This window comes from Mastigocladopsis repens PCC 10914 (genome assembly GCF_000315565.1).
Classification (GTDB): domain Bacteria; phylum Cyanobacteriota; class Cyanobacteriia; order Cyanobacteriales; family Nostocaceae; genus Mastigocladopsis; species Mastigocladopsis repens.
Genome location: NZ_JH992901.1, coordinates 971,599 through 991,677, shown reverse-complemented (window position 1 = coordinate 991,677; position 20,079 = coordinate 971,599). Strand labels below are relative to the sequence as shown.

Sequence of the window (20,079 nt, the reverse complement as noted above, 5' to 3'; positions counted from 1 at the left end):
CCTTAACCTAAAAGGGCTTGTATGAAAAATAAATCCTTTCTTCCTCCAGATGATTTGCCTTCAACTGAAGCGACGCAACTTGATAAAATACTGCGATCGCAGCTTGAACATTCCACTGGCAGATGCTTTTTTGAAGCGTGCGACAAAATTACACGAGCATTGTTGTATAGCTGTCAGTGGTATATTACGACAGATGCTGGCATCCTGATGTTGGTCATTGACTGTCCTGACATAGTGACTTACTGGCATATAGTCAGTAGTATTCCACAAATTGGGAATCGGCTGGAACGGTTTGCCAGTAGCGCCAGAATCCGCGTTTATCCGCCATTTGGCAAGGGGTCGCCCTTTGAAATCAGCGTCAATGAAATATCGGCTTATCGAGATTGGTTATGACTGTCTTGAGTGCCTTCCTACCAACCATAAAATGGGAATAGCAGCAAGTTGAATAACGACTGAAAAGACAACCAGTAAGCTGATTGATTGGTCATATAAAATCCCCATCAGGGCGCTGCCTAAAAACCACGACAAACCATAGCCAGCGCTGAATATACCGTAAGCAGAAGCGCGTTTGTCCATTGGTACCATCCCAGCGACAGCAGCTTTCAAAATTGATTCCTGTGCCCCCATTCCAATGCCCCACAAAATCATTCCTACAAGGGCAAGATTGGAAGTGCCCAAGAAAACTAATGGGGCGAACATCAATGACAGAAAAACTGCAATTACAAGGATAGAAATACCAGCGCGGTCAAAAAGACGCCCAAATACTAGCGCGGCTACAGCATCAACTGCCATAGCCATAGCATAAAGTAAAGGAATCGTTTGTTCAGTCGCTATGGCTCCCTTTTGGAAATGATAAGCAATGAGGGGAAAATCTGCATACCCAGCAGCAACAAGTGCGACAGCGCCTAGATAAATCCAAAAGACTCGGGGCAAACCTTCCCCTTTAAGTGTTGGGGTTTCCTGTTCAAAATCACGAGGGTTGGGGTAAAGCCTTTGTGCCACTAAAAGCACACATAACCCCAAGACAGCTGGCACAATCAAAATTGTGAAGCCACCCTGATATCCTCCTTTCAAATAAATGACCGCCGCCACAGCCAATGGACCCATGACAGCACCAATTTGATCTAGTGCTTCATGCAAGCCAAAGCCAAAACCTCTGCCGACTTGAGTCGCAGCATGAGAAAGCAACACATCTCGTGGAGGGGTGCGAATTGCTTTACCTGTACGTTCAGCAATCATCAATCCCGCTGCGAGTTCCCAACGTCCTGCAAGGGCTAGGAAGGGGACAACTGCTGTATTGACGACATAACCAAGAGTGGTAATTCCCCAGTATTTTCGCGTTTGGTCACTGATGTAACCTATCACTAAGCGAAAACCATAACCAATTAACTCTCCCAAACCCGCTACAAGACCAACCACACCGCCGCTAGCGCCCAAAACTCCAAGATAAGCCCCGGTAATGCTACGCGCCCCCTCATAAGTCGCATCCGCGCAGAGACTAACAAGACCAAGCAAAATCACGAACTTTAAAGCTGCTGTTTTCTGCGACATACCCTGATATTTCAAGTGACCTTTGTTCGCACTAACATACCAGTTATACAGAAGTTATCGCTGACAAATTCACTACTTTGCTAGATAGCCATTCATACCAATTCTTTAATCCAGTTCCAGTTATTGCAGAAACTTGAAAAACTTGAATTTCAGAATTAACCTGCTGGGCGTATTCTATGCAACGCTGAACATCAAATTGTACGTGAGGTAGCAAATCTATTTTCGTGAGAATCATCACCTGACTAGCGCGGAACATATGAGGATATTTTATCGGCTTATCTTCTCCTTCTGTCACTGAGAGAATGACGACTTTAAAAAGTTCTCCCAAATCAAATAAAGCGGGACAAACCAGATTACCAACATTCTCAATCATCACGACTGAATTTAACGGTGGATTCAGTTGTTGTAACCCTCGTTCCACCATTGCTGCATCCAGATGACAGCCTGTTCCCGTGTTTATTTGGACAACTTTACAGCCTGTTTCTTGAATTTTTTTTGCATCGTTTGTGGTTTCTTGGTCGCCTTCAATAACGTTAATAGGCAACTGATTCTTTAAATCATTGATGGTTCGAGTTAAAAGAGTGGTTTTTCCTGCCCCAGGAGAACTCATCAGATTTAATGGCAAGATATTTCGACCCTTAAACCATCCTCGGTTTTGGGCAGCTATCAGGTTATTTTTCGCGAGGATATCATGCTCTAAAGACAGAACCGTCCCATGTATTTTGGCATGAATTTGCGATGCTTCAGTGGTAGGTTTGTGACTGTGGGAATGAGTGATGACAGCGCCATCTGGTAAAGTATGAGAATGGGCGTGAATATCACTTGGAGAGTTGATTGTTGCTACTTCACCTGTTTTGGGATTGGTAATTTTGACTTCAGCATCATCAGAACAACCACAGGTTACACACATACTTCCTCTATTTCTATTTCCTTAATTTTCAGTTCTTCCCCAGCTATCAAGTCTAAATGCACGCTACCACATCTACAGCTTCCAAAAGGCTTTTCTAAAGGAATTTCTGCACCGCATTGGTGACACTTTGCTAATCCAGGAGTTTCCAAAATGTCTAACTTTGCCCCTTCTAAAACAGTACCTTGAGTACAAACATCAAAACAAAATTGTACGGCATCTGGCAGAATAGCTGAAAGCTTACCAATTTCTAATAATACTCTTCTGACTTTTGTACCGTTTGCATATTCAGATACAATAGCCACAATATTTTGAGTAATTCCTAATTCATGCATATTTTTTATTATGAATCATAATTAACAAATCCTTGGTAATTGCTCGCCAACAAGCATATCAACAATACGTTCAGCACCAAAAGCAGTTTTTAACAAGACAGCACCAGGAGGTGAGGAAATAACTTCACCAATAATACAAGCATCTTTCCCGGCTGGGTGAGATTTCATAGCTGATAAAACAGTGTCAGCATTTTCGCTTGCTACCACCACCACAAACTTACCTTCATTTGCCAAATATAATGGGTCTAAACCTAGGAGTTCGCAAACACCTTTGACTTCTTCGCGCACTGGAATAGATTGCTCATCTAGGCGAATTCCTACACCAGAACTGAGAGCAAATTCATTTAACACTGTGGCTAAACCACCGCGTGTTGCATCTCGCATAGCATGAATATTGGGACAGACATTGAGAATAGTTTCAACTAAACTATTCAACGGCTGACAGTCACTTTGAATATCAGTTAAGAGTGCTAATTCCCCTCGGGCAATTAAAATTGCTGTGCCATGATTGCCCAATTCACCATTAATAATAACTGCATCTCCTGGTTTAATATTGTGGGCAGAAACATCAATTCCCGTTGGAATGACACCAATACCAGAAGTATTAATAAACAATTTATCTACTGCACCGCGATGGACAACTTTTGTGTCACCCGTAACAATTTGTACACCAGCTTTTTTAGCGGCTGCTTGCATACTTTCGGCGACACGCCGTAAAGTTTCTACAGCAAGTCCTTCTTCTAAAATGACGCTACAGCTAAGATATAACGGTTTAGCACCACTCATTGCTAAATCATTCACTGTACCATTAATAGCTAATGTTCCAATATCACCCCCTGGAAAAAATAAAGGGTCTACAACATAAGAATCAGTGGTAAAAGCAAGTTTATCTCCTTGTTTCATAAGACTTGCTAAATTAAAACTCGCTTGGTCTTCTAATTGAGAGAGAGTAGGATTATCAAAATTTTTGACAAAGATATCATCAATTAAATCGCGCATTGCTTTGCCGCCACTACCATGCGCGAGAGTGATATGAGTATCGCGCACTTTACCCCGATGACGGCGGACTTGTTCGATTTTTTGAAAATTGATCATAGTTTGCTACTGAATCAATAGACTTATTAATGAAAACACAGATGAACACAGATGCACACAGATAAATTATCTGTGTTAATCTGTGTGCATCTGTGGTTATAAATATCTTTATGTGACTTCTACAAGAGGCAATCTTGTTTTCTTAGCAACGTGAGAAAAGCGACCATATTTGTAGTAAGCTGCACAAGCACCTTCAGAAGAAACCATGCAAGTTCCAATCGGTGTTTCTGGAGTACAAGCTGTCCCAAAGACTTTGCATTCCCAAGGTTTCAAAACTCCTTTGAGGATTTCTCCACATTGACAAGCTTTATGGTCAGCAACTTTTAGATTAGGAATGGCAAATTTTACTTCTGCATCAAATTCAGCATATTCAGCACGCATTTTAAATCCAGAATTAGGAATCTCATCTAAACCGCGCCACTCAAAACTTTCTCGCACTTCAAAAACTTTATTCATGGCAGTTACTGCCACATGGTTTCCCTCTTTCTCTACCAAGCGATTATATTGATTTTCAACTTCACAACGATTTTCTACAATTTGTTGCAATAGCATCCAAACTGATTGGATAATATCTAAAGGTTCAAAACCAGAAATTACAATAGGTTTTTTATAATGTTGAGAAATAAACTCATAGGGGTCAGTGCCAATCACCATACTGACATGACCAGGACCGATAAATCCATCAAGTTGCAAATCTGGATTATCTAATAGTGCTTCTAAGGCGGGAATCACGAGGACGTGATTGCAAAACATACTGAAGTTCTGAATTTTTTCAGATGCTGCTTGCAGGATAGTCAAAGCAGTGCTAGGGGCAGTTGTTTCAAAACCTAAGGCGAAGAATACAACTTCTTTATCGGGGTTTTCCTTAGCAATTTGCAGGCTATCTAGGGGAGAGTAAACCATGCGAATGTCTGCACCTTGTGCTTTGGCTTGCAGCAAACTTGTTTTGGAACCAGGAACTCGCATGGCATCCCCAAAAGTTGTGAAGATGACGTTAGGATTTTGAGAGATAGAGATAGCATCATCTAGCCTTCCTTTTGGCATGACGCATACAGGACAACCCGGACCATGAATTAATTCAATTGCTTCGGGTAAGATTTCTTCTATACCATATTTAAAAATAGAATGAGTATGACCGCCGCATACTTCCATGATTTTGATAGGCTTTTTCAGTCGTTGGCATAATTTTTCAATGGAACGGAATAAAGCCTCAGCTTTTCTCGGTTCTCGGAATTCATCTACGTATTTCATATCAAATTTGACTCTGAAATTTTAAATTTACTTGTAGTAAGCGCTTAAGCGCTTATTACGAACCCATTGCTACGACTTCTGCTAGTTCTTCCAAGAGTTCCAGGGTTTCCATTGCTTCTTTTTCGTTAATTCGATTCATGGCAAAACCAACATGGACTAACACCCAATCGCCAACACAAGATTGAACAGGATGCTGTTCATCAACGATGCAAGCAATATTAACTTGACGTTTCACACCAGCAACACTGACAAGAGCTAATTTGTGTTTGGCGTCAGTTATTTCTATAATTTGACCAGGAATTCCTAAACACATTTTGTATTTTCCATTTTTAGAATACTATTTAGTAGCTATTTTTTGTTTTTACTAACTAATCAACAAATAACTACTAACAAAAAACAATTTTTGTTAGACTTATGGCAAAAATCAGATTAATCAATTTTGGAACCACAGATGGACACAGATGGACACAGATGAATTATCTGTATTTATCTGTGTTTCTCTGTGGTTTCATTTCTATTTGATGAACTTTTGCACTCTTGTTTATTGATTAATCGGGCAGATGCAATGACAGCTTGTCCTAGCGATAAACCCCCATCATTGGAGGGAACTAAGCTGTGAGTGAGTATATTTATTTCTAACGCTTGTAAGCGTTTGGTCACTTGCTTTAACAAAAGAGAGTTTTGAAACACTCCTCCTGTTAGTACAACCTGCTGAATGTCATTTTCTTTACGGAGATTATCAACCATTTCTACAATGGCATGAGCCAAGCTTGTATGAAATTTAGCAGCGATGAGTGCTTGAGGAGTAGACTGCTGTAAATCATCAAGCAAGGCTTGCCACATGGAACCTGAATCTATATGATAAATACTATCTGAAACACCAAAATTGAAATGGTAGTTTACCTTTTCTTTATTATTTAAGAGAGTGGTATTGGCTAAAGCTTCCATTTCAATTGCTGCTTGTCCTTCATAACCACACTCTTCTCGGCAGATACCAATTGTCGCAGCTACAGCATCAAATAAACGTCCTACTGATGAAGACAGAGGACAATTAATTCTTTTTTCAACTAACTGATTTAAAAGTTGAAGTGGCTTCTGTTCAAGAAAGTCTAAAATCTCTAAATTTCTGTATTTTTGTTTTAATTTATCCCAAGAAAAGGCAGATATTAACTGGGCGTAGGTATTACGCCAAGGTTCTCTCATTGCTTGTTTTCCACCAATCATTGCCACTGGCTTAAATGTCGCCAGTCTCTTAAACTGGCGATAATCTGCTAACAAAAATTCTCCGCCCCAGAGTGTTCCATCTTCACCATAACCTAATCCATCTAATGCAATACCTAAAACAGGCGGCGAATTAATATGTATGCTATTTTCTGCCATACAAGCAGCAATATGGGCGTGATGATGTTGGATTGGGTAAAGTTTAACTTGATTGGCAGTTGCGAGTTCTTTACCAAGTTTTGTTGACAGATATTCGGGGTGTAGGTCGATTGCAATGGCTTCTGGTTGATGCTCAAATAAATTTAAGTATAAATTGAGCGTATCCTGATAGGATTTGAAAGTCGCTGCACTTTCTAAATCTCCCAGATGTTGAGATAAAATTGCTTTCCCATCTCGCAATAAACAAAAAGTATTTTTCAACTCACTGCCCATTGCTAAAATTTGAGGAACTCTGTCAAATCCAGGTGGTAAATTGATAGACGTTGGTGCGTATCCTCTAGCACGACGGATTGTTAGCACTTTATCGTCAACAACCCGTACCACCGAATCATCTACTCTATTAACAATATCCCGATTGTGCAGAAGAAAATAATCGGCAATCTTGCCTAACTTTTCACGCGCTTCAACATTATCAATACATTGTGGTTCATCAGAAAGATTGCCACTTGTGAAAACAATCGGGCGATTCATTCGCCTAAGAATGAGGTGATGTAACGGGGTGTAAGGTAGCATAAAACCCAAGGTATTTTGCCCGGGCGCAACCGAGGGCGCAATTCGAGTTGGGATTTTGGATTTGGAATTTGGGATTGGGTTTTCTCCCCATCTCCCCATCTGCCCTATCCTCCCACTTCCCCTTTCTCCGTCTTCGTCTCCCCCGTTCGCCTGAATTAACACAACAGGTGCAGCGGGACTTTCCAGTAATTCTCTTTCCTTGGCGCTGGGAGTGCAGTACTCTTCAATAACTGCTATATCTCTCGCCATTAAAGCGAAAGGCTTTAGATTGCGTTGTTTACGGTGACGGAGTTTTTGCACAGCCGTTTCGTCAGTGGCGTCGCAAGCGAGATGGAATCCACCTAGCCCTTTAATGGCAACAATTTCGCCTTTTTGTAACAGGGTACAAACAGCATCAAGATCGTCTAGCATAGAAAACATATAAGCCGTAATCGGTTTACTATCAGAACGTTCTAACCAAGCTTGAGGACCACACATTTGACACGCTATCGGTTGGGCGTGAAAACGGCGGTTTTCGACATCCTTGTATTCCCTTTCACACTCTGCACACATGGCAAAAGCAGCCATACTTGTGTTGCGGCGATCGTAAGGTAGGGCGCGAATGAGACTCAGGCGAGGACCGCAATGAGTACAGTTTGTGAAGGGATAACGATACCAGCGCCTCTGGGGGTCAAAGATTTCCGCTTTACATTTGGGACAACTGGCAGCATCAGCAGGAATTTCTGTTTTTACCGCGCTGCTGACACTGTAAGAAATGACAAAATCATGGAAGGTTGATTCGCCTTCATAACGCTTGCGCGTTACTTCATCAATTCTCGCCAGTGGCGGACATTCTTTCTGTAATGTTTGGACAAATTCTTCTATAGATTCTTCACAACCAGATGCCCAAATCAAGACACCTTGACCATCATTACAAACTTCGCCTTGCAACCCGTATGCTTTTGCAAGTCTATATACAGTAGGGCGGAATCCCACCCCTTGAACAGTACCGCGAACCCTGATTTCTTCAGTAGGCATAATATTTTAAACAACCATGTAGATGCAAAGGACACAAAGAAAGAACTCAGGACTCAGAACTCAGAATACAGAATGGCTTCCTACCTTTAAGTAAGGGTTTTGTAAAATGAATTCAGAAACTTTTTACCTGACTCGCCACTCAGTCATACAAACCTCTTCTGTGTTCTGACTACTGAGTCCTGAGTTCTTACTTAGTTATTTTCCAAAGTAAAACTCGGTTATTTCCTGAGTCAGCTATGACCGCAGTATTTCCCCATACTTTTATTCCATAAGACCAATGCAAACTATCTCGTTTTGGGAGTCCAAAATCGCGATTTTCTCCTTTACTTTTAAAGTTTATTTGCCCAGCAAGCGCATGACTTTCGGCACCTTGCAAAGACAGAATTGATGGTGGCTTTCTCCAGCCCACAACCCTTGAATTAGCTGTGTCTGCAACGAATAGCCATTCATCAGCAGCAGCTACACCATAGGGCATACTCAAACTCTTGGCACTGGGTAAATAAACACCTTGGTTTATTTCAACTGAATCAAAAGTTTTTTGTCCTAATACCACTGCACAAGGGGCATTATTTTCTGTTGGTATGCCCTGCCAAATCATCACTCGGTTATTACCCGCATCAGTGACAACTAAATTCTCTCCCCAAACTGTGATATCATGACCCCAACGCATACTCGATGCTGAGGGAGTACCGCCACCATTTTCATCGCGAGAGGTCATATTTGGTTGTCCCAAAACTAAGTCGGCAGGTTGACCATTTTCTTCAGGTAATTGATGCCAAATTAATACCCGACGGTTTCCTGTATCAGCAACAAATAGCTTTCCTTGATGACAGAAAACTCCATAACACCAATTCAAACTATTAGCTGCTGCTTGGTTTCCACGGTTTGGTTCATTCTCAGTAAAATGAGCTTGACCTAATACGAAATCCGCTGGAACATTGCTGCTTTCTGGCAGTTTTTTCCAAATCAAAACGCGATGATTCCAAGCATCTGCAACTGCTAAACCTTCACCACAAGCACAAATTCCAGTTGGTACACTTAATGTTGACCTTCCCGGTTTACCTTTGGCATTTTGTCCTTCATGGTTAAAGTCAGGTTGTCCAATCACCCAATCAGCAGGTTGACTATCTTGAGTGGGTAAATTCCGCCATCCCAATAAACGATGATGTCCTGTATCTGATACCCACAACGGTCCATCAGATATCAAACAGGCACCACGAGGACCAAACATTTCTCTATTGCTGGGTGCAACAGGCATGACTATTTCACCAGCTTCAAGACTCCTTCCTAAAATGACTTCTGCACCTTCACGAAAAAGAGGGAATTGAGGAACTTTTGCCACTTCTGTTTCATCTATTGGTGTAAGATTCATTTTAGTTTCTGTGTTCATCAGTCTCGGTGGAATAAAAAATGACGCTTTTTTACCCTCAAATAAATTTGGGGCTAAAAGCTTAAGTCAGTTGAAACTGAATAAAATCTATGTTATGTCTACCAGATGAATCTGTTCAAACAGTTATTAGCTTTTAACCTGAACTTTATGTCAAGTCTAATCAAGCTAATAACTTACTTCAATTTGATATCTTTATGTAGAAATGGCATAAGCACACCAGTCAAAAAGCTAGAAATGACAACTGGTATCCAAAAACTGACTTTGGCTTGTGCAAGTAAAAACAAAAGTAGCGCACTTATGCCAATACCAATTGCAGTTTGCCTGACAAAATGCATGGGGTCGCGCAGTAGCTTTCCCTTAAAAAATAGCCTAGCGCTAAACCATCCTATCTCTAACATGATTCCTCCTAGAAATTTCTTAAGACATTCAGTACTATTAGCCCTAAAATAATTCCTGGAATTACGCCAGCCGGACCAAAGAACCCGCCTAGCAGTGCCGCTAACTCATAGCCTAAATCTTTCCCAGCTAAAATCATCCCGCCAATAGCACCGCCAGCCATAGATAAAGCTGTTGCTACTAAAAACCACACAAATCCTGTCATGAGATTTAAGTCGCCAGCCGTTAAGCTTGTGAGGAAATCTCTTAAAGTTGGATTTGTCACAAGATCTGTCATTCTCATCTCCTTTGGGAAATTGTTAGTTGTTGGTTGTAGAGACGCCCTGAATGAAAGCTTCTCTACATAATAAGCACTAACTATTGCCGATTTCTGCCTCAACTTCTTGCAGCGCCTGTGCTACAACTTGCGCTTGTTCTATTTGTCCATATTGAGTAAAAATTTCCCAAGCTTCTTGATAATAAGTACGTGCTTGCAAGAGATTTTTAAAATTCCCGGCTTCTGGTTTTTCCGGGTTATCAGGTAAGTTGAATAAGGCGTTGGCTTTATTAGAAATTGTGTTGGCGTATTCTAAAGGCGTGTCTTTGGGATTACGCACTTTTAACGCCTCGTCATATGCTGCGATCGCCCGCAAAATATTCTCTAAAGGATGGGAACTCGCTACATACTGCAAAGCGTTGCCCAGATTATTCTGCAACATCGCATATTCCCTTGGATGCTTTATTAACCGAATATGCTTCAGTGCCTCCTCAAATGTCTGCACTGCTAACCCTTCACGCAACAATTCTTTTTCTGATGTCAGGGGCATGGAGAGGTAAGCAATTGCAATATTATTGTGTAAAGTCGCATATTCCTGCGGGTACTTCTGCCAGGTAAAGACTTGCAAGGCTTTCTGATAAGCTTGGATGCTATCGGTCATCCGCGCTAAATGGAATGGCACAAGCGACTGCAACACTAACCCAAAATTCATTTGGGCTTCTGCCACTTCCTCTGGTGGGGCAAGTGTCCGTTGCAAAACGGGTAGTGCTTCTTCATAAGCCGTTCTTGCTTCTAACAACAATTGTTCCCCAACGTCGGGAATTGCCTTCAACGCCCCTGCCATTCCTGCCTTCGCCCTAGCTTTCCACAGCAGATTATCCTCACCGCACAAATCATGCGCTTGCTGGCACAGTGAAACTGCATTCCACAAATCTTGGGCAGATTTCGGTTTTTTTTGAAAGCCCTGCGCCATTTCAATCAGCATCTCGATTTTTTCTTGTGTCGTTGCTGGGGACGAGGCAATGACATCCATTGCCGCCTTCACCGCTGAATCTGTCATGCTGGGGGTCATTACCACCTTCCTATAGCAGGTTGGAAAATTGAGCCTTTCAAGTCCGCACACCCTCAAGACGCCATGTTCCTTGGGTCTTTGGGCTGTACCAACCAAGTTTGTTTACGCAGATGATGAGTTAACTCAGGTCAATTCCCTTTTTGCAAAATGAGGCGCTTGAGTTCGCTTTATAGTGAGAGATTTGGAGATAAAAGGAGGTACAGCGATTTTAAGCGCTTAGTTTTTTTGCCACAAGTCTGATGAATACCAGGGTTATTTCATTCTTCCTCAATCCGCTAGGAACTCAAGTTCCACAGCGAGTAGTTTAAGTCGGTTTTTAACCGACTCTTATTCTGAGTTTGCTGTCCGTTAAAACGGACTTCGGCTATCAGCCCGGAAATTTATTTCCGGGTGGTCATGCATAGAATAAAATACCCCTGGTCTATTTCCTTTTAATATAGAACATCTCAATTAAAAAAGATAGACTGTTTTTGTCAAAATTTACATAAAAAAATATTTCAAATTATGTTTATGTTCATATTTTCCTCATATTTAATAATATGAAATTTTGTTAGAATATTAATTTTTTAACGAGAAAGTTTTTTTGTATCAAATATTTTTTTACAACAATGTTGTTTTTATATTATCTCTAATTCTTAAAACAAAGTGTTACTGATTAACTATTCACTTAAAAAATGACTAATATTAAAGTCAAAAAAATAAATTCTTATGTAAGAAATAAACAATTGAATTAAAAAATACATGATATTAGAAATAAAGGGTAAAAAACAGGTGAGACGCTACAAACAACGTTACCTGAATTATGCAGGGTAAACAATAGAAATAAAGATAGCTGATGACTAACTTACTATGGCTGCAAGGTGGTGCATGTTCAGGCAACACCATGTCATTTCTTAACGCTGAAGAACCAACCGCTTGCGATTTGGTTACAGACTTTGGTATTAACGTCCTTTGGCATCCATCCCTAGGATTGGAATTGGGTACAAACTTGCAGACAATGCTGTGGGAATGTCTTTTGGGCAAGGTTCCCTTGGACATTCTGGTATTTGAAGGCACGGTTGTCAACGCGCCCAATGGCACTGGAGAATGGAACCGTTTTGCCGATCGCCCCATGAAAGACTGGTTAAGCGACCTAGCCCAAATTGCCAACTATGTCGTCGCAGTGGGAGACTGTGCCAGTTGGGGAGGAATTCCCGCAATGGCACCTAACCCAAGCGAATCTGAGGGATTGCAATTTCTCAAACGCAAAGAAGGGGGCTTTTTAGGAAAAGAATTCCGGTCAAAATCCGGATTACCCGTGATTAACATTCCTGGATGTCCCGCCCATCCCGACTGGATGACACAGATATTAGTGGCGATCGCCACAGGTCGAATTGGGGATATAGCCCTTGACGACTTACATCGCCCACAAACCTTCTTCAACACCTATACCCAAACAGGTTGCACCCGCAACATCCACTTTGCCTACAAAGCATCAACCACCGAATTTGGTCAGCGTAAAGGATGCTTATTCTACGACTTAGGCTGTCGTGGACCAATGACCCGTTCCTCCTGCAACCGCATTTTGTGGAACCGCGTTTCCTCCAAAACCCGCGCTGGAATGCCTTGTCTAGGTTGCACCGAACCCGAATTCCCCTTCTACGACCTCAAACCCGGAACCGTATTTAAGACACAAACCGTAATGGGAGTTCCCAAAGACTTGCCCGCAGGAGTGAACAAAAAAGATTATGCCCTAGCCTCCATCGTAGCAAAAGACACAATGCCTCCTTGGGCAGAAGACGACTTTTTTACGGTTTAAGACCTTCTATGAAAATGTCAATTGTTTAAAAATGAAACCACAGATGCACACAGATACACACAGATAATTTATCTGCGTCCATCTGCGTCCATCTGCGGTTCCAAATACTCTTAAACCGGATTTTTGCAGGAAATCTATTAGTAGCAAAGGACAAGACAAAATGGGAATTCAAACATTAGACATATCGCCACTGGGGAGAGTAGAAGGCGATTTAGATGTGCGAGTGGAAATAGAAGATGGGCAAGTCGTCAACGCTTGGACACATGCCGAACTCTTCCGAGGATTTGAAGTTATCCTACGCGGTAAAGACCCCCAAGCAGGATTAATTGTCACACCTCGTGTGTGCGGTATTTGCGGCGCTTCCCACCTCACCAGTGCAGCTTGGGCATTAGATACTGCTTGGGGAACAGAAGTCCCGCGCAATGCGATTTTGGCAAGAAATTTAGGTCAAATTGTTGAAACAATCCAAAGCATACCCCGCTACTTTTACGGTTTATTTGCAATTGATTTGACCAATAAAAAGTATCGCTACAGCCATTTTTATCCAGAAGCTTGCAGACGCTTTGCAGCATTTACTGGTAAGTCTTACGAACTTGGCATCACAATTTCTGCCAAACCTGTAGAAATTTACGCCCTCTTCGGCGGTCAATGGCCCCATTCTAGTTATATGGTTCCTGGTGGCGTGATGTGTTCGCCTACCTTAACAGACGTGACTCGCGCTTGGTCAATTCTGGAATATTTCCGCACCAATTGGTTAGAACCAGTGTGGTTAGGTTGTTCTTTGGAACGCTACGAAGAAATCAAGACCTATGAAGACTTTATGGTCTGGTTGGATGAAAGCCCAAGCCATGCCAATTCTGATTTAGGTTTCTATTGGCGCATGGGTTTAGATATTGGTCTACATAAATATGGTGCTGGTGTGGGTAGATATGTCAGTTGGGGATATTTACCTCATGAGGCAAAATACCAGAAGCCAACGATAGAAGGGCGAAATTCTGCCCTGATTATGAAGAGTGGAGTGTACGACAGTTTCACCGACACCCACACCCTCATGGATCAGGCTTTTGTCCGGGAAAATACAACTCACTCGTGGTATGAGGAACTGACAGAGGACATTCACCCCTATGATCGCACGACCAAACCAGCCCAGAACAATGCCAAAGACTTCCAGGGCGCATATTCTTGGTCAACAGCAGTGCGTCACAAAGAACTCGGACGCTTGGAAGCAGGACCACTCGCACGTCAGTTAGTGGCGGGTGGTAAACATGGAGAATCTTGGCAGCACTTCGACGGGTTTATCCTAGATGCCTTCAGGCAAATGGGTGGTGCCAGTATCCATCTGCGGCAGCTAGCACGAGTTCACGAAATTGTCAAGCTATATCGCCAAGCAGAACGCTGCTTACGCGAGTTCCGCCTGAATGACCCCTGGTATATCAAACCCAAAGAAAAAGATGGACGTGGTTGGGGTGCAACAGAAGCCTCAAGGGGTTCCCTGTGTCACTGGCTGGAGATTGAGGGCGGTAAAATTAAAAATTACCAGATTATGGCTCCTAGTACTTGGAATATCGGACCCCGTGACGCTGAAGGAATACGCGGACCCATTGAGGAAGCTTTAGTTGGGACACCGATTTTCGACTCGACAGACCCAGTGGAGGTCGGTCATGTAGCGCGATCGTTTGACTCTTGTCTAGTTTGCACTGTTCACGCCCATGATGCGAAGACAGGTGAGGAGTTGGCGCGTTTTCGTACTGCTTAATATTGCGTTGGGTGCGTTAAGCGATCGCCTAACGCACCACCTTATCACATTCGCCTCAACGGACAGATAAAATCTTTAGATAATCAGTGGCGACCCAACCATCAGAAGAAACCCATTGGTTGGATTTCACCTGAATCCAACGCAACCCGTCATTATCTCTGCCTTCACCATACACGGAGATTCTTGACCCATTGGGAATCGAACCGAGTACACGCGCACTTGTGTCGGGACTTTCCCGAACATTTAAACCAGTCGAAGCATTGATGACCACGGCTTCTACAACAGCACCAGAAGTTTCTGGTTGGATATCTACGTGCGTTTTAAAGACATACCAGGTGTCGAATTGAGGACATCCAGGATTTCCCAGTTTCTCAAACAAAGTCACTCTGTAGTGGTCTGTGTCTGCCTCTGCTCTATCCCTAACTCTAAATGACTTCCCACTGCTAAGATTATACTTTTCACAAAGTCCTAGCTCATTTGCTTGCTTGAGACTCTGTTTGAAATTCGTTCCGTCTGAGTATGTGACTTTCAACAGGTAAGCCATCGACACATCTCCTTGTTGGATTTTTCAGCACCAATTAAATGGTAGTGTGTTTTGGAGAACACGCACACTGAGATTATTAGAACCGCAGATGCACGAGCCAGCGCCTTGCGGAGCCAGCACTGTTCGCGCAGCGTGCCCGTAGGCCTTAAACGGGTTTCCCGTCGCAGGTGGCTGGCGTTGGGGTTCCCCCCGCAACGCACTGCCTCGTCCATCTGTGGTTTTTTTTCAGAAAATCGACTTTTGTAAGAGGTTTAATACACGGCTGTAGAGACGTAGCATGCTACGTCTCTACATTATTCATGGTGGTGTATGTGATTCAAATGAGAACCGCTATAGTCAGAGCGAGCAAGAATTTCTCATTTCTATCTTACTCGTGCATAAGTTGATTTTTCTTGCACTTAATTAAAGGAGGGTGCTGGAGCTTGAAAATGGAAATATTCGCGATAGGTGGGGTATTGGTAGGGCGCTAACTAGGGATAAAAAAGGAGCTATTGAAAACTTTGAGGCATATACAAAATCGACTCATAAATATAAAGAAAACGCACAACAGGAACGTTGAATTAATGCGCTCAGTTCTAGTGAAAATCCTTTTACGGAGGAGATGAAGCGTTTATTAGAATGAGTAATACCCATGTCAAAACCATTTTAATTCTGGCAGCAAATCCGACAAATAGCTCAAGGCTGCGACTTGATGAAGAGGTACGGGAAATTGATGAAGGATTACGACGCGCTAACAAACGAGAGCAGTTTAAGCTAGAGCAAAAATGGGCAGTGCGTCAAAGGGACTTCTACCGCGCCATGTTAGATTGTCAGCCCCAGATTGTTCACTTTTGCGGACATGGTGCTGGGCAAGATGGCATAGTTTTAGATGATGAGACGGGACAGCCAGCATTAATCTCTGCAGACCCACTGGGGAGTATGTTTAAGCTGTTTGCTACCAAAGGAGTCGATTGTGTCCTTTTGAACGCTTGTTATTCAGAAGTGCAAGCTGCGGCAATTAGCCAACACGTCAATTATGTGATTGGCATGACTCAGACAGTAGGGGATAAAGCAGCTGTTGCCTTTGCGGTGGCGTTTTATGATGCGATCGCAGCAGGGGAAGAGGTGGAATTTGCCTATGAGCTTGGCTGTTCTCAAATGTTCGGTTTTTTGGCACAGCAAATTCCGGTACTGAGAAAAAAACAGTCAATTATCCCCACAGCACCCCAAATAGAAGTTATTCCTCCCAACCCCTACCAAGGATTGTCTGCATTTGGGGAAGAAGATGCAGCATTCTTTTTTGGACGAGAGATGTTTGTGAATAGCTTAGTTCAAGCGGTTCACAAACAGCCCTTGATAGCAGTGATTGGTCCTTCTGGGAGTGGCAAATCTTCTGTAGTGTATGCAGGACTGATTCCACAGTTACGAGCAGAAGGAAGTTGGCTGATTGAATCTTTCCGTCCTGGAAACCAACCGTTTTATCAGCTTGCTTCTGCATTGGTGAGTCAATTAGAACCAGAACTGGGTGAAATTAGACAACTGCGGGAAGCCGCTGGACTAGCAACAGATATGCAACAAGGCAAAGTGACCTTGCAGCAGGTAGTTTCTCGCATTACAGAACGCAATCCTGACAAACGTCTGTTGCTAGTCGCAGACCAATTTGAGGAACTTTACACCCTTTGCCAGGTGAAGGAAGAACAAGAGCGCTTTGTTAATACGTTGCTCGAAGCTATCCATCTGAAAAGTTTAACATTGGTTTTCACTTTACGGGCTGACTTCTACGGCTATGTCCTCTCCTACCGTCCATTTCGGGATGCCTTGCAGGAGTTTACACCCCAATTAGTCAGTTCTATGAGTCGGGAGGAACTACAAGCGGCGATCGCGCTACCTGCACAAAAGCTGGAAGTACAACTAGAAGATGGACTGACTCAACGAATTCTCGACGATGTGGGGCTTGAACCTGGTAACTTACCACTGTTGGAATTTGCTCTCACCCGAGTTTGGGAGAAACAACAAAACCGTGTGTTAACTCACCAGGCATATGATGAGATTGGCGGTGTAAAAAAAGCGTTAGCTAATCATGCCGAGCAAATTTATCGTCAACTTGGTGAGGGAGAAAAAAAGCAGGCACAGCGAATTTTTCTGCAATTAGTGCGTCCGGGCGAGGGAACAGAGGATACTCGGCGGCTAGCAACCCGTGCAGAAGTTGGGAACCAGAATTGGGGATTGGTGAGTTATTTAGCAGGATACCAAGCCCGTTTGGTTGTGACGGGACGCGATGACAACTCAGGAGAAGATACGGTAGAAGTTGTTCATGAAGCGCTGATTCGGGAATGGATCACTTTACGAGAGTGGATGAATGCTAACCGTCAGTTTCGCGTTTGGCAAGAACGTCTGAAGGTAGCAATCCGAGAGTGGCAAAATAACAACCATGACTCAGGAGCATTGTTGCGAGGCGTATCCTTGACCGTAGCCGAAGAATGGTTACAGAAACGCTCAGATGAAATGACGCAGGAGGAGCGAGACTTTATTCAGGCTAGCGCAAGTCAACGGGATAGGGAGAAACTGGAACGCGATCGCCGGAGGCAAAGGACAATGATTGGACTCAGTAGCTTTTCTGCGGTAGCTCTGATTTTAGCAGGCGTCGCTGGTGTGGGCTGGTGGAGAGCCGCAATAAGAGAAATTACTTCTCTTACGACTACTTCAGATGTGCTGTTGAATTCAGATGGGGTAAAAGCCCTAAAAGAAAGTTTAAAAGCTGTTGTGAAAATGCAACATACACCCTTGGTAGATGCGGATACCCGCACACAGGTAGAACTGACATTACTGAATACAGTTGACAATGTCACCGCACCGAACACCTTAGGAAGACACGCAAAAGCGGTTATTGGCGTCACCTTCAGCCCGGATGGCAAAATCCTGGCCTCTGCCAGTGCTGACAAGACGGTGAAACTGTGGGATACTGCCACAGGTCAAGTAATTCAAACCCTGAGTGGGCATACAGCCTCGGTTTGGGGCGTCAGTTTCAGCCCGGATGGCAAAATCTTGGCATCTGCAAGTCGTGACAAGACGGTGAAACTGTGGGATCCTGCCACAGGTAAAGAAATTAAAACCCTGAGTGGGCATATAGACGTGGTTAATGGCGTCAGTTTCAGCCCGGATGGCAAAATCCTGGCTTCTACTAGTGCTGACAAGACGGTGAAACTGTGGGATACTGCCACAGGTCAAGTAATTCAAACTCTGAGTGGGCATATAGACGCGGTTAGTGGCACGAGCTTCAGCCCGGATGGCAAAATCTTGGCATCTGCAAGTCGCGACAAGATGGTGAAACTGTGGGATACTGCCACAGGTAAAGAAATTAAAACCCTGAGTGGGCATATAGACGTGGTTAATGGCGTTAGTTTCAGCCCGGATGGCAAAATCCTGGCTTCTACTAGTGCTGACAAGACGGTGAAACTGTGGGATACTGCCACAGGTCAAGTAATTCAAACCCTGAATAGGCATAAAAAGACGGTTAATGGCGTCAGTTTCAGCCCGAATGGCAAAATGCTGGCTTCTACTAGTACTGACAATAACGTGAAACTGTGGGATACTGCCACAGGTCAAGTAATTCAAACCCTGAGTGGGCATACAGAAACGGTTAATGGCACGAGCTTCAGCCCGGATGGCAAAATCCTGGCAACGGCTAGTTTTGACAAGACGGTGAAACTGTGGGATACTGCCACAGGTAAAGAAATTAAAACCCTGAGTGGGCATACAAACGAGGTTAGGGGCGTCAGCTTCAGCCCAGATGGCAAAATCCTGGCATCGGCTAGTTTTGACAAGACGGTGAAACTGTGGAATTCCTCCACAAGTCAAGTAATTAAAAACCTTGGGCATACAAACGAGGTTTTTAACGTCAGCTTCAGCCCGGATGGCAAAATCCTGGCAACGGCAAGTTATAACAACACGGTGAAACTGTGGGATTCTGACACAGGTCAAGTAATTAAAACCCTAAGTGGGCATACAGACGCGGTTAATCGCGTCAGCTTCAGCCCGGATGGCAAAATCCTGGCATCTGCAAGTCGTGACCAGACGGTGAAACTGTGGGATTCTGACACAGGTCAAGTAATTAAAACCCTGAGTGGGCATACAAACTGGGTTAATGACACGAGCTTCAGCCCGGATGGCAAAACCCTGGCATCTGCAAGTCGTGACCAGACGGTAAAACTGTGGGATTCTGACACAGGTCAAGTAATTAAAACCCTGAGTGGGCATACAAACTGGGTTAATGACACGAGCTTCAGCCCAAATGGCAAAATCCTGGCATCTGCAAGTCGTGACCAGACGGTGAAACTGTGGGATACTGCCAAAGGTCAAGTAATTAAAACCCTGAGTGAGCATACAGACCAGGTTTATGGCACGAGCTTCAGCCTGGATGGCAAAATCCTGGCATCTGCAAGTGCTGACAAGACGGTGAAACTGTGGGATACTCCCAAAGGTAAAGAAATTAAAACCCTGAGTGGGTATACAGACACGGTTTATGGCGTCAGCTTTAGCCCTAATGGAAAAATGCTGGCAACGGCAAGTTATGACAACACGGTGAGACTGTGGAGATGGGATTATGATAATTTACTCAGGGAAGGGTGCGCGTTCATGGGTGAGTATTTCAAAACTAATCCCGATGATGCCGATACTGAAATTGGCAAGATGTGCGATGAACGCGTACCAAATCAGTAGACATCTCCAGAAATTAATTGTGCGTTGACCATAACCCTTGTAGAGACGCGCTGTTTGAAG

The 20,079-nt window shown here is 43.4% G+C and carries 16 protein-coding genes; 4 read left to right on the top strand and 12 right to left on the bottom strand.

From position 1 onward, the window contains the following. The first annotated feature begins 21 nt into the window (after positions 1–21). Complete coding sequence (locus MAS10914_RS0106730) at positions 22–393, top strand: hypothetical protein (RefSeq protein WP_017315145.1); 372 nt, start codon at positions 22–24, stop codon at positions 391–393. Here MAS10914_RS0106730 and MAS10914_RS0106725 read toward each other — a convergent pair. The 11 genes from MAS10914_RS0106725 to MAS10914_RS0106675 form a co-directional block, all read right to left on the bottom strand. Further along, entirely contained in the window at positions 388–1,551 is a 1,164-nt protein-coding gene (locus MAS10914_RS0106725; protein ID WP_017315144.1) for an MFS transporter, read from the bottom strand. The genes MAS10914_RS0106730 and MAS10914_RS0106725 overlap by 6 nt on opposite strands. 43 nt (positions 1,552–1,594) lie before the next feature. Continuing rightward, complete coding sequence (hypB, locus tag MAS10914_RS0106720; RefSeq protein ID WP_017315143.1) at positions 1,595–2,461, bottom strand: hydrogenase nickel incorporation protein HypB; 867 nt, start codon at positions 2,459–2,461, stop codon at positions 1,595–1,597. Continuing rightward, on the bottom strand, positions 2,452–2,793 hold the full coding sequence (hypA, locus tag MAS10914_RS0106715; RefSeq protein ID WP_017315142.1) for a hydrogenase maturation nickel metallochaperone HypA: 342 nt from the start codon (positions 2,791–2,793) through the stop codon (positions 2,452–2,454). Before hypA ends, hypB begins: the two co-directional genes overlap by 10 nt. Before the next feature lie 21 nt (positions 2,794–2,814). Continuing rightward, entirely contained in the window at positions 2,815–3,888 is a 1,074-nt protein-coding gene (hypE, locus tag MAS10914_RS0106710) for a hydrogenase expression/formation protein HypE (RefSeq protein WP_017315141.1), read from the bottom strand. Positions 3,889–3,996: 108 nt separating this feature from the next. Continuing rightward, positions 3,997–5,139: a hydrogenase formation protein HypD gene (hypD, locus tag MAS10914_RS0106705; RefSeq protein ID WP_017315140.1), complete on the bottom strand. Its 1,143-nt coding sequence runs from the start codon at positions 5,137–5,139 to the stop codon at positions 3,997–3,999. Positions 5,140–5,194: 55 nt separating this feature from the next. Then, positions 5,195–5,452: a HypC/HybG/HupF family hydrogenase formation chaperone gene (locus tag MAS10914_RS0106700; protein ID WP_017315139.1), complete on the bottom strand. Its 258-nt coding sequence runs from the start codon at positions 5,450–5,452 to the stop codon at positions 5,195–5,197. Positions 5,453–5,625: 173 nt separating this feature from the next. Next, entirely contained in the window at positions 5,626–8,109 is a 2,484-nt protein-coding gene (gene hypF, locus MAS10914_RS0106695) for a carbamoyltransferase HypF (RefSeq protein ID WP_017315138.1), read from the bottom strand. A gap of 187 nt (positions 8,110–8,296) precedes the next feature. Next, the gene (locus MAS10914_RS0106690; RefSeq protein WP_408605893.1) at positions 8,297–9,481 is read right to left on the bottom strand and encodes an NHL repeat-containing protein; all 1,185 of its coding nucleotides are present in this window, start codon (positions 9,479–9,481) and stop codon (positions 8,297–8,299) included. Positions 9,482–9,672: 191 nt separating this feature from the next. Further along, a complete protein-coding gene (locus MAS10914_RS0106685) occupies positions 9,673–9,897 on the bottom strand; it encodes a hypothetical protein (RefSeq protein ID WP_017315136.1) in 225 nt (74 codons plus the stop codon). Positions 9,898–9,905: 8 nt separating this feature from the next. Continuing rightward, entirely contained in the window at positions 9,906–10,172 is a 267-nt protein-coding gene (locus tag MAS10914_RS0106680; protein WP_017315135.1) for a hypothetical protein, read from the bottom strand. A 76-nt stretch (positions 10,173–10,248) separates the two neighbouring features. Beyond that, complete coding sequence (locus tag MAS10914_RS0106675) at positions 10,249–11,223, bottom strand: tetratricopeptide repeat protein (RefSeq protein WP_017315134.1); 975 nt, start codon at positions 11,221–11,223, stop codon at positions 10,249–10,251. A gap of 835 nt (positions 11,224–12,058) precedes the next feature. On the opposite strand from MAS10914_RS0106675, the gene MAS10914_RS0106670 reads away from it, so the two are divergent. Together MAS10914_RS0106670 and MAS10914_RS0106665 are read left to right on the top strand one after the other, a co-directional pair. Further along, complete coding sequence (locus MAS10914_RS0106670) at positions 12,059–13,021, top strand: hydrogenase small subunit (RefSeq protein WP_017315133.1); 963 nt, start codon at positions 12,059–12,061, stop codon at positions 13,019–13,021. Between the two features lie 160 nt (positions 13,022–13,181). Continuing rightward, a complete protein-coding gene (locus MAS10914_RS0106665) occupies positions 13,182–14,777 on the top strand; it encodes a nickel-dependent hydrogenase large subunit (RefSeq protein WP_017315132.1) in 1,596 nt (531 codons plus the stop codon). Positions 14,778–14,832: 55 nt separating this feature from the next. Here MAS10914_RS0106665 and MAS10914_RS0106660 read toward each other — a convergent pair whose 3' ends face one another. Then, on the bottom strand, positions 14,833–15,321 hold the full coding sequence (locus tag MAS10914_RS0106660) for an SH3 domain-containing protein (RefSeq protein WP_017315131.1): 489 nt from the start codon (positions 15,319–15,321) through the stop codon (positions 14,833–14,835). A gap of 618 nt (positions 15,322–15,939) precedes the next feature. Here MAS10914_RS0106660 and MAS10914_RS0106650 point away from each other — a divergent pair. After that, complete coding sequence (locus MAS10914_RS0106650) at positions 15,940–20,019, top strand: nSTAND1 domain-containing NTPase (protein ID WP_017315129.1); 4,080 nt, start codon at positions 15,940–15,942, stop codon at positions 20,017–20,019. Positions 20,020–20,079: the final 60 nt, after the last annotated feature.